The sequence below is a fragment of the Pseudomonas sp. 7P_10.2_Bac1 genome (assembly GCF_025465935.1).
Lineage (GTDB): Bacteria > Pseudomonadota > Gammaproteobacteria > Pseudomonadales > Pseudomonadaceae > Aquipseudomonas.
The window spans coordinates 19,791-30,844 of sequence record NZ_JANLNV010000083.1 but is presented as its reverse complement, the minus strand read 5'-3'; the positions used below and the strand labels follow the sequence as shown (position 1 = coordinate 30,844).

The following is an 11,054-nucleotide window of genomic DNA, read 5'->3' as shown; positions in this document are numbered from 1 at the left end:
AGCCGTAAAATCATTCGCCTCGGTAATACGCCACGATCAAAAGATCGCGAGGCAAGCTCGCTCCTACAGCGGCTATCTAACTCCCCCGCCTAAAACAGTGCACGCGCGCTTCAAAATAAAGCAAAATGCACACCATCCACATAAAAATACAACTCGGTATGTGCACTTTGAACACCCATCGTTATCACTTCTGCCCCCTTTTTTTCGTTATGTTGCCGCGCAATAAAACAGGCCCGGTTATTGCTTTGCCCAAGCAAAACCACCGGTCACGGCCAACCCACTAAAGGCGGAGAAAAACTCATGAGTTCACACGGTGAATTTGCGTTAAGCGAAGCACCCAGCACTGCTCGCAAGGGCCTGCTACCGATTTCGATGGTGTTGTTCAGTTTTACCTTTTTCACCGGCACGATGTTCGCCGGCGGCAAGTTGGGCATGGCGTTCAATTTTGTCGACATGCTGTGGATTGCCGCGATCGGCAATGGGTTGCTGGCCCTGTATGCCGCCGCTCTGGCTCTGATCGCATCGCGCAGCGGGCTGAATACGGTGTTGATGGGGCGCTTTTGCTTTGGCGAAGCCGGCAGCCGCCTTTCCGACTTTATCCTCGGTTTCGCCGAACTGGGCTGGTACGCCTGGGGCGCGGCGACCGTGGCCATCGTGTTGGTCAAAATGCTCGGCCTGGCCGAAGGTTTCACCATCCCGCTGATGGTCGTGTTCGGCTTTGGCTTCAGTATCACCGCCATCATCGGTTTCAAAGGGCTGGATGTGCTGTCGCGCATTTCGGTGCCGCTGATGCTGGTGCTGATGATTGTCTCGATGGCCCTGGCCACTCAGCACGTCGGCGGCTTCAAGGCGCTGGCGGCGGTGATCCCACACGAAACCATGACCTTCTCAGCCGCCATCACCATGGTCTTCGGCACCTTCGCCAGCGGCGCAACACAAGCCACCAACTGGACGCGCCTGTCGCGTACCGGCCGGATTGCGGTCATCGCCAGCGTGGTCAGCTTTCTGCTCGGCAATGGCTTAATGGTCGTGGCCGGCGCCTGGTGTGCCATCGTTTACCAACAGGCCGATATCGTTGAAGTGATGATGCTGCAAGGCCTGTCGTTCGCTGCGGTGATCATGCTGTGCCTCAATTTGTGGACCATCCAGGGCCCAACCATCTACAACGTTTCTGCCGCGGCCTGCCACTTGGTGCGCAGTGAACGTCGCCGCACCATGACTCTGATTGCAGCCGCTATCGGCGTGGTACTGGCCATTGGCGGCATGTATGAAATGCTCATCCCGTTCCTGGTACTGCTCGGCTCGATCATCCCGCCCATCGGTGGCGTGATCATGGCGGACTTCTGGTATCGCCATCACGGCAAGTACCCGCAACTGGCCTCGGTCAGCCTGCCACGCTACAACCTGCGCGGCCTGGTGTCGTATGCCGTCGGCGCCACATTGGCCTACGCCTCGCCGTGGATCGCACCTCTGGTTGGCATCGCCGCCTCCGCCCTGTGCTACGTGGTGCTGCTTGAGATCAGCAAGCACCGCACGCAGGAGGCGGTTTGAGCCTCACCGTCGAAGAAATTCTGGCGCTGCCCGGTCTGGAGGAAATGGCCGTTCGGGCGGGCGCCAGTAACTTGCATCGCACCGTGCGCTGGCCGTACGTGGCCGAGAACGAAGGCATTGGCGAGTGGGTGATGGGCGGCGAGTTGGTGTTTGTCACCGGGATCAACCACCCCCGCGATGAAGCCAACTTGCTGCGCCTGGTGCACGAGGGCGATGCCAGCGGCATCGCCGGGCTGGTGATTCTGACCGGCGAGCCATTTATCCGGCGCATCCCGAACGCTGTGGTGGAACTGGCCGAGCACTACGGCCTGCCGCTGATTGAGCAGCCATACCTGCTGAAGATGGTCATTGTCACGCACCTGATCGGCACCGCGCTGGTTCAGATGGCGCAAGCCAAGCGCTCGCGCCATGACATTCTGGCGCAGTTGCTCAGCGGCGATTACCCAAGCCTGGCCACCGCCCGGCAACGCGCCGCACATTTGAAGCTGCCACTCGACAGCCCGCGACGGCTGGTGGCGTTGCGCCTGTCGGCGGTCAATGCGCTGTTTGACAATCACGCCCCGGATGAAGCAGAACGCTTGCTGCAACAAATCCGTCAAGCTGTGCAGGATCATCTCGATGCCTGGAGCCGCGCCCTGCCAGATGCCCTGCCGGTGGTGGTACAGGGCGACCTGTTCATCCTGCTGCTGGCCGACCACGACAGCATTCGCGCAGACCTGGCGCACCTCTATCAAAAGTTGCAGCCGCTGATTGGCGACCTCGCGTTGTTTATGGGCCTGGCGAGCAAGGTCGACGCCTGTGAGGACTACCCGCAAGCTCTCAACCAGGCCCGCCAAGCGCTGGATGTCGCCGAGAACCTGCGCCCGGCCACCGGCCTCTGCGACTTCAATGAACTGGGCGTGCTGCGCCTGCTGCAGGCCATTGGCGATCGGTCGGTGATCGACCTGTTCGTCAAGCAAACCCTCGGGCGGATGGTCGAGAAACGTCGCAAGCACCCCAACAGCTTGATCGAAACCCTGGACGCCTTGCTCCAGGAAAACGGCAACGCCCTCAAGGCCGCGCAACGTTTAGCCATCCACCGCAACACCCTGAACCAACGAATTCAACGCATCGAGCAGCTCAGCGGCCAAACGCTCGATGACCCACTTTTTCGAATGAACGCTTCGGTTGCCCTGCTGGTATGGCGCATGACCGAAGCCCAACGACAGGATCGAACATGAACATTATCAACGCCACCTTGCGTAAAACCCCCGGCCTGCACACCATCACCTGTGAAGGTGAACGCATCAGCGCCATCACCCTGCAAGCCGGTAGTGTGCAGGCACAGCCTGGCGATATCGACGCGCAAGGCCAATTGGTCATCGCACCGCTGGTTGAGCCGCATATCCATCTGGATGCCACGCTGACGGCCGGCCAACCTGAATGGAACCTCAGCGGCACGCTGTTTGAAGGCATCGAGCGTTGGGCCCAGCGCAAGGAAACCATCACCCACGAAGACACCAAGCAGCGCGCCCACACCACCATTCGCATGCTGGCCGAACACGGCATTCAACACGTGCGCACCCACGTCGACGTCACCGACCCAACCCTCGGCGCGCTCAAGGCCATGTTGGAAGTGCGTGAGGAAGCGCGCCACCTGATCGACCTGCAAATCGTCGCCTTCCCCCAAGAGGGCATTGAGTCGTATGAAGGCGGTCGCGAGCTGATGACCCGTGCCGTGGAGATGGGCGCGGACGTGGTCGGCGGTATCCCGCATTTTGAAAACACCCGCGATCAGGGCGTCAGCTCGATCAAGTTTCTGATGGACCTGGCCGAGCGCACCGGTTGCCTGGTGGACGTGCACTGTGACGAAACCGACGACCCGCACTCGCGCTTTCTCGAAGTGCTGGCCGAAGAAGCCCGCGTACGTGGCATGGGCAGCCGGGTAACCGCCAGCCACACCACGGCCATGGGCTCTTATGACAACGCTTACTGCTCCAAACTGTTTCGCCTGCTCAAGGCCTCGGGCATCAACTTTGTCTCGTGCCCGACCGAAAGCATTCACCTGCAAGGCCGTTTCGACACCTTTCCAAAGCGCCGCGGCGTGACCCGCGTGGCCGAACTGGACCGCGCTGGCATGAACGTCTGCCTGGGCCAGGACTCGATCAAAGACCCATGGTACCCGCTGGGTAACGGCAACATCCTGCGCGTACTGGATGCTGGCCTGCACATCTGCCACATGATGGGCTTTGAAGACCTGAAGCGTTGCCTGGATCTGGTCACCGACAACAGCGCCCGTACCCTCAACCTGGGCGAAGGCTATGGTATTGCTGTCGGCCGCCCGGCCAACCTGGTGATTTTGGACGCAGAAAATGATTACGAAGTGTTACGCCGTCAGGCCAAGGCTCGCGTCTCTATCCGTGCCGGTAAAGTGCTGATGACCCGTGTTCCTGAGCGTGTAGAGCTCATTGGCGGATGATTCAGACCCCATTAGCCGCCGCCCCAGGGCAGCGGCTATCGGGTTATAGAGCCCTGCATGTTTGCTGCATAATGTGCGCCATTGGACAACCCGACTTTGGGCTAACGCACACTAAAAGCATGGATGTATGGATTCCTCCCACCTGTTGTACCTGCTGTACGGCGGTAATGCCGTTTACCGCCAAGAAGCCAAACTGAGCATTCTGTCGGCCCTTCACGAACGACGCGTGCCCAACAGTTTCACCATCACGCTAATGACCGACGAGCCCCAGACCTTTGAGGGCTGGCCGGTCACCGTCATCGCCCTGAGCACCGAGACACTCGCACACTGGGAAGGCGCCTACGGCTACACCCATCGACGCAAAGCCTGCGCCATTGCGGCTGGGGCCAAACTCGCGGACAAAACCATCTTCGTCGACACCGACACGGTGTTTTTCAAAGACCCGGCCCTGCTGTTTGAACGCATCAGCGACCAGCAATATTTAATGGATGAGTTTGAGTGGGAGTGGGCCGAAGCCAAGTTGCGCGCCGACTACGTGGCGTTTTCGGATGAGCTGATCGCCAACGGCAAAGCCCCTGACGACCGCCTCAAGCTCTACAACAGCGGCATCTGCGGCATGACCCGCGCCAATGCAGGGGTGCTGGACAAGGCCATCGTGCTGATCGATGAATGGAACAAGCATTACGACAAGCTGCACACCATTGAACAGATCGCCGTGTCCTTCGCCATGGGCGACACCAACGTGGTGACCGCCAATGACTGCATCCACCATTACTACTCCAAAAAACGCTTTCACCACACGATGAACCAAGGGTTCTTCGACCATCATGGTGAACGCTACCACGCCGAACTGCCGACACTGTCAGCCACGATGCCGGTGCACTTTCCCAAGCCGTCCTTGCTCGACAAGGTCAAGGCCCAACCGCGCCTGATCGCCGTCAGCAAGGCATTCAGGCCTGCGGCCAAGCTCATGATCCAGGGGCAAAAAGTAGCCACGGCAGCCTACCTGCAGCCTTATTGCCGCAAGGCCCTGTGGGTCAGGGCTATCGAATTGCTGCAGCAAAAGCACGCGACCGCCCGGCAAATCGAGCATCTCATCAAGATCTGCATCGCCCCGGCGCAGCGTGCCGAGTTCAGGACGCTGCTCAAGGGTTAAAGCTCGCTCCTGCAGTTAGGGGCGGTTATCAGGTCATCTGAATGATGGTCTGCATGATGGTGCTTTGGGTCGAGATGGTTTTGGCGTTGGCCTGGTAGTTGCTCTGCGCCTTGATCAAATCAACCAGTTCGTTGGTCAGGTTGACGTTGGAGTCTTCCAGCGAGTTGGAAGCAATGGAGCCCAGCGTGCCGGTTTTCGGTACGTCAAAACCGGCCTGGCCCGAGGCGTAGGTTTCTTTCCAGGCGGTGCCGCCCACCGGCTGCAAGCCCTGCTCGTTGGTGAAGCTGGCCAGGGAAATCTGGCCAATGGCACGGCTCTGGTTGTTGCTGAAGTTGGCGAACATGACACCCGAGCCATCAATGGTCAGGTTGTTGATGTGGCCCGTGGCGTAGCCGTCCTGGGTGGGCGGATTACGCGTGGTATCGGTGTTGTACTGGGTGGTTTTCGCCATGTTGATGCCAATGCCCTTCTCGTTGGCCGCTGCGCCGTTGGACACCCACGCACCATTCACGGTTGCGCCCGGCATCCAGTTGCTGACGGTCAAGGTGCTGCTGACGATCGGATCTGCGTCCTCTTCCGGGTTGGGAGTGGTCACACTGACCAGCGCACCGGTCGCATCAAACGACATGGTCGACGCCACCGGCGCCTTGGCGCCCTCGCCAGTAACCGCGCTGCCATCCGGATTACGGCCATCGATCAGTGTGTAGGTGTTCCAGGTGTTGGAACCCGTCTTTACCATGTACTGGTCCATCGGGTGCGGGTTGCCCTGGGTGTCGTAGATGGTGGTGCTGAACTTTTTGCTGTAGGACGCGGTTTCATCAGGGTCAAACGGCGTGGTGGTCTGATTGATCACGTCCGAGTTGGAGTTCAGGTTGATCGTCGACTCCACAGTGCTGCTGGCCTTGGGGGCCAGGTTCGAGGTGTCGATGCGCAGATCGGTGAGCACACTGGTGTTGATCACGCCATTGGCGTCCACGCCGTAGCCCTGCAGGCGCGCGGTGCCATTGGTGTTGGTGATGTAGCCGTCTTTATCGGCCTTGAACGTACCGGCACGGGTGTAGCTCAGGGCGCCGTTGTCGCTCAGCACGAAAAAGCCGCTGCCTTCAATGCCCATGTCCAGCAGGTTGCCGGTGTTGTTGACCGCGCCCTGGCCAAAGTTTTGCGACACGTTAGCCAGGTTGACGCCGCTGCCGATGGTCTTGCTGCCCACGCCCAGCTTGCTGGCCGAGTACACATCGGCGAACTCTGCACGCGAAGACTTGAAGCCGGTGGTGGCGACGTTGGCGATGTTGTTGCCGGTCACGTCGAGTTGTTTGTTGGCTGCATACAGGCCGCTAAGGCCGATATTGAATGACATGTGTCTCTCCTTATGTCGGCTTAGAGGCCAATGGTCTGAACTTTGGATATTCCAATGCTGCCCAGACCTGCGAGGTTGAGCATGATTTCGCCACCGGTTTTGCTCAGGGTCACGCTATTGACCGTGGCTGGCAGGTAGGTGGTGAGCGCCGTGGTACCGGTGTCGGTCTTGGTCGAGGCGGTAAAGGTGTAAGAGCCCTTCTCCAGCAATTCGCCATCGGCGTCTTTGCCATCCCAGGTGAAATCCACATTGCCGGCTTTCTGCACCCCCAGGTCGAGGGTTCTGACCACTTCGCCGTTGGCATCGGTGATGGTGATAGTCGGCCTTGAGTCCGCATCCTTGACCACCACGGTGCCATTGAAAGGCTTGCCGCTGGCAGGGTCGACATAGGCTTCGCCGGTTTGCACGATCACCGAGCGCCCGACCAGTGACGAGGCTTGCAACGCTTGCGAAGACTGCAAGCCGCCCGACAAGGATGTCACGGTATCGTTGAGGGTGGTGATGCCTTCCAGGCTGCTGAACTGCGCCAACTGCGCGACGAACGCCGTGTTGTCCTGCGGGTCGAGCGGGTTCTGGTTTTTCAGCTGGGTCACCAGCAACTGCAAAAACGCGTCCTTGCCCAGCGACTGATTGCCAGTTACCGCACGGGATGCCGCGCCCACACTGGTGTCGGTGGTCGTGGTCCGCGAAGAGTTGGCGAGGATCTGATTCAGGGTCAAACCACTGGTGGAATCGGTCACGCTCATGTGTGTCGCCCCTTATCACTGACCGAGGGTCAGGACCTTCTGCATCATGGTTTTGGCGGTGTTCATCATTTCAGCGTTGGTCTGGAACGAACGACTGGCAGAGATCATGTCGGCCATTTCCTCCACCACGTTGACGTTGGGGTAGTACACATAGCCCTTGGCATCGGCCGCCGGATGGTTGGGCTCGTAGCGCGCTTGCAATTCGCTCTGGTCCTCGACCACGCCCAGCACCTGCACCCCTTTGCCGGCAGCGTCCTGATTCTGAAACAGCGAATCACCGTTGCCGCCCTGCGCGCCCTGGAACAAGGTAGCGAAAACCGGGTGGCGGGCACGGTAGGTCTGGTCGATGCTCGAGGACACGGTTTCGGCGTTGGCGATGTTACTGGCGACGGTGTTCAGGCGCGTGGTCTGGGCGCTCATGCCGCTACCGGCAATGTTGAAAACGCTGGCTAGGGACATGAATTACTCTCCACGCAGGGCTGACATCAGCCCTTTGAATTTGCTGTTGAGCAGGGTGAAGCTGGCCTGAAAGTTGATCGCATTTTCTGCGTAGTTCGACTGTTCGAGCTGAGCGTCCACCGTGTTCTGGTCGATCGAGGGTTGCATCGGCGTGCGGTATTGCAGCGACTCGTCGCCGCTGCTCAGGCCTTGAGCTTCGATATGACGGCTGTTGGTCATGTTCAAGGCAAAGGTGCCGTTCTGGTTTTTATCGTTCTGTGCGGCGAGCACAGACGCGAAATCCAGGTCCCGAGCCTTGTAGTTCGGGGTGTCGGCGTTGGCGATGTTGTTCGCCAGCACTTCGGCGCGTTTGGCGCGAAAGCCCAGGGCTTGCTCATGGATACCGAGCGCTTTATCGAAGCTGATGCTCATGTCGGGGAACCTGTGTGGTCGGGCCTTGAAGTGTTCTTCAGGCGTACATGACATGAATACAGCAAGCTCCGTGCCAGTTTGCACGGTGCCGTTTTTCAAGGGGTTGCGAGCGGATGGGAAGCGGCAACGGCACAAAAGCGGCAACGGATTTCCGCTGCCAGCCGCTTTTCTGCCGTCCAGAGATCAATGCCCCCCCTGTAGGAGCGAGCTTGCCTCGCGATCTTTTGATTTTTTAAAAGATCGCGAGCAAGAGGGATGTCATTTCGCCTGGTAGATGATCCCAGGGCTGCATTGGACCATCTGGTAGTGGTCCGGCAATCCATTCAGTGCTTCGGAGGCACCCAGAAACAGATAACCGCCCGGTTTGAGGGTGCTGTGGATACGCAGCAAAATGTCTTTTTTCACTTCGGCCGAGAAGTAGATCAACACGTTGCGGCAGAACACCACGTCGAATTTGCCAAATCCGGCGTAGCTGTCGAGCAGGTTGAAAGGACGGAACTCGACCCGGCTTTTGATCGGCGCCTTGATCGCCCAGCGCCCCGGCCCCTTGGGGTCGAAGTAACGCTGCAAGCGTTCCTGGGACAAGCCGCGGCCGATCGCCAGGCTGTCGTACTCGCCGGCCCTGCAGATGTTGAGCATCGAACTGGATAGTTCGGTCGCAACAATTTGCACCCCCATCTTCAAGTGCCCCAGGTTGCTGCGCTCGAATTCATCTATGGCCATCGACAACGAATACGGCTCCTGCCCCGACGAGCAGGCTGCCGACCAGATGCGCAGGCGCTGGCCCGGATGGGCCTTGATCAGCTCGGGCAACACCTTGTTTTTCAGCACTTCAAAAGGATAGGTGTCACGAAACCACAAGGTTTCGTTGGTGGTCATGGCATCGACCACTTGCTCACGCAGCCCGCTGCGCGGCTGGCTCTGGATGCGCTGAATCAACTCACCCAGGGTTTTGATGCCCTGCTGTTCCATCAGTTTGTTCAGGCGGCTGGAGACCAGGTATTGCTTGTTTTCACCGAGCAAAATGCCACAGGCTTTTTCCAGGAAGACCCGGAATTGTTCAAAATCCAAATTAGCCGTCGACAAATGATCGAGCCTCTAAAAACCTAGTGATCGCCAGGGGCAACGCCCCTAACTGTGATCTGCTGCCTTGATCCGGTCGACAACCCGGGATGCCAGGTCATCAGGGCGGAATTTGGCCAAAAAGTCATCCGCTCCGACCTTCTTGACCATCGCCTGATTGAAAACCCCGGACAACGACGTATGCAGAATGATGTGCAAATTTTTCATCCGCGGATCGCTACGGATCTCGGCGGTCAGGGTATAACCATCCATTTCTGGCATTTCGATGTCCGAGATCATCATCAAGAACTCGTGCGCAGGGTCCTTGCCTTCGTCGGCCATCTTGCGCAGGTAGTCCAGTGCCTGCCGCCCGTCATTGAGTGAAACCACCTCGACACCCACCGACTGCAGGCAACGGGCAACCTGTTTGCGTGCCACGGAGGAATCATCCACGGTCAGCACACGCAACGACAGGGCCTTGGCCTGGGTATCGACGTCCACGACTCCGTGGGAGATGGTCTCTGGCGATGGCGAGACTTCAGCCAGCACCTTTTCAACGTCGATGATTTCGACTAACTGATCCTCCAGTCGAGTCACAGCAGTCAAATAATGGTCACGCCCGGCGCCCTTGGGTGGCGGATGAATCTCTTCCCAGTTCATGTTGACGATGCGCTCCACCGAACGCACCAAAAAACCCTGAGTCTTGGTGTTGTACTCGGTAATGATCACAAACGGACTGCTCTGGTCCTTCAAGGCGCCAGCGCCAGTGGCCATCGCCAGGTCGAGAATCGGGATGGTTGCCCCACGAATACTGGCCACACCGCACACCACCGGGTGGGACTTGGGCATCAACGTCAGTTTGGGGCATTGCAGCACCTCGCGAACCTTGAACACGTTGATCCCGTAGAGCTGCGGCCCATCCAGACTAAACAGCAACAGTTCCAGGCGATTTTGCCCGACCAGTTGAGTGCGCTGGTTAACCGCATCCATCACCCCGGCCATACTCAGCTCCTTTAAAAATCGTTAAGTTGCGACGCACTGCCCGGTAAACGGCACGGGCTTTGCTATTTATCCGCCATGAAGCCGAAAACGACAAAATCCTGCCACCGCTCACTCCTCCAGCCTTTGCGGCGCTGCGCATTGCGTGTGCTCGCGGCCGGATGCGTGCTGAGTGTAGGCACGCCAGCGGGTGCCGACACTTTTACCTCGCCTGAACAGCTTATCGGCGTGACCCAGGGCTTTCTTGAATTTACCGTCGAAGACTACCTGGCCACCGGTCAAATTGAAGGCCGCTACGAGATCCAGGTCAATCAACTGGACCCCCGCGTTCGCCTGGCGCACTGCGACAAGGATTTGACAGCCACCCTAGAAAGCCCCGCCCAGCCCATGGGCCGCGTGACGGTGCGAGTACGCTGTGAAGGTAGCTCGCCCTGGACCATTTTTGTACCGGCACAGGTCAAGTTATTCCGAGATGTGGTCACCGTCACGCATCCGCTCAAGCGCGGCACGATTATCGACTATGGTGATGTGACCTTGCGTGAGCGCGATGTCGGCCTGATCAGCCAGGGCTTTCTCACCGCCGTTGAACTGGCGGTGGGGCAAAAACTGCTGCGGCCGGTGGTCACCGATCAAGTCCTGAGCCTGACGCATCTGGAGCAGGCGGCGACCGTGCGCAAGGGCGATCACGTGATTATCAGCGCCCGCAGTGGCACATTAAGTGTCAAAATGCCCGGCGAAGCGCTGTCTGACGGCGGGCTCAGCGAGCAGATTCGGGTGAAAAACCTGAATTCCAACCGAGTGATCAAGGCCCGAGTGACAGCGCCAGGCCAGGTAGAAGTGGCGTTGTAGAGCGGC

At 58.9% G+C, this 11,054-nt stretch carries 11 protein-coding genes; 5 read left to right on the top strand and 6 right to left on the bottom strand.

What is annotated here, in order from left to right:
* The first annotated feature begins 300 nt into the window (after positions 1 to 300).
* The 4 genes from codB (at position 301) to NTD86_RS19330 (ending at position 5,165) form a co-directional block, all read left to right on the top strand.
* Positions 301 to 1,551 (top strand): cytosine permease, encoded by a 1,251-nt coding sequence (gene codB / locus NTD86_RS19345; RefSeq protein WP_262204561.1) that lies wholly within the window; start codon positions 301 to 303, stop codon positions 1,549 to 1,551.
* Entirely contained in the window at positions 1,548 to 2,771 is a 1,224-nt protein-coding gene (locus tag NTD86_RS19340) for a PucR family transcriptional regulator (protein WP_262204559.1), read from the top strand. The genes codB and NTD86_RS19340 overlap by 4 nt, the downstream gene beginning before the upstream one ends.
* Positions 2,768 to 4,009 (top strand): cytosine deaminase, encoded by a 1,242-nt coding sequence (gene codA / locus NTD86_RS19335; protein WP_262204558.1) that lies wholly within the window; start codon positions 2,768 to 2,770, stop codon positions 4,007 to 4,009. The genes NTD86_RS19340 and codA overlap by 4 nt, the downstream gene beginning before the upstream one ends.
* 127 nt (positions 4,010 to 4,136) lie before the next feature.
* Positions 4,137 to 5,165 carry a hypothetical protein gene (locus tag NTD86_RS19330; RefSeq protein ID WP_262204556.1) on the top strand — a complete coding sequence of 343 codons (1,029 nt, stop codon included), beginning with the start codon at positions 4,137 to 4,139 and terminating at the stop codon, positions 5,163 to 5,165.
* Positions 5,166 to 5,193: 28 nt separating this feature from the next.
* On the opposite strand, the gene flgE is transcribed toward NTD86_RS19330, so the two are convergent.
* The 6 genes from flgE to NTD86_RS19300 all read right to left on the bottom strand — a co-directional run bounded on the left by flgE (position 5,194) and on the right by NTD86_RS19300 (position 10,202).
* Complete coding sequence (gene flgE / locus NTD86_RS19325; protein ID WP_262204554.1) at positions 5,194 to 6,522, bottom strand: flagellar hook protein FlgE; 1,329 nt, start codon at positions 6,520 to 6,522, stop codon at positions 5,194 to 5,196.
* A 20-nt stretch (positions 6,523 to 6,542) separates the two neighbouring features.
* A complete protein-coding gene (flgD, locus tag NTD86_RS19320; RefSeq protein ID WP_262204553.1) occupies positions 6,543 to 7,268 on the bottom strand; it encodes a flagellar hook assembly protein FlgD in 726 nt (241 codons plus the stop codon).
* Between the two features lie 15 nt (positions 7,269 to 7,283).
* Entirely contained in the window at positions 7,284 to 7,727 is a 444-nt protein-coding gene (flgC, locus tag NTD86_RS19315; protein ID WP_262204552.1) for a flagellar basal body rod protein FlgC, read from the bottom strand.
* Positions 7,728 to 7,730: 3 nt separating this feature from the next.
* Positions 7,731 to 8,138: a flagellar basal body rod protein FlgB gene (flgB, locus tag NTD86_RS19310; protein WP_262204551.1), complete on the bottom strand. Its 408-nt coding sequence runs from the start codon at positions 8,136 to 8,138 to the stop codon at positions 7,731 to 7,733.
* A 258-nt stretch (positions 8,139 to 8,396) separates the two neighbouring features.
* Positions 8,397 to 9,224 carry a protein-glutamate O-methyltransferase CheR gene (cheR, locus tag NTD86_RS19305; protein ID WP_262204550.1) on the bottom strand — a complete coding sequence of 276 codons (828 nt, stop codon included), beginning with the start codon at positions 9,222 to 9,224 and terminating at the stop codon, positions 8,397 to 8,399.
* A 45-nt stretch (positions 9,225 to 9,269) separates the two neighbouring features.
* Positions 9,270 to 10,202, bottom strand: a complete 933-nt coding sequence (locus NTD86_RS19300; RefSeq protein WP_262204549.1) for a chemotaxis protein CheV — start codon at positions 10,200 to 10,202, stop codon at positions 9,270 to 9,272.
* A gap of 75 nt (positions 10,203 to 10,277) precedes the next feature.
* Here NTD86_RS19300 and flgA point away from each other — a divergent pair, with 75 nt between their 5' ends.
* Complete coding sequence (gene flgA / locus NTD86_RS19295; RefSeq protein WP_262204547.1) at positions 10,278 to 11,048, top strand: flagellar basal body P-ring formation chaperone FlgA; 771 nt, start codon at positions 10,278 to 10,280, stop codon at positions 11,046 to 11,048.
* Positions 11,049 to 11,054 lie beyond the last annotated feature (6 nt).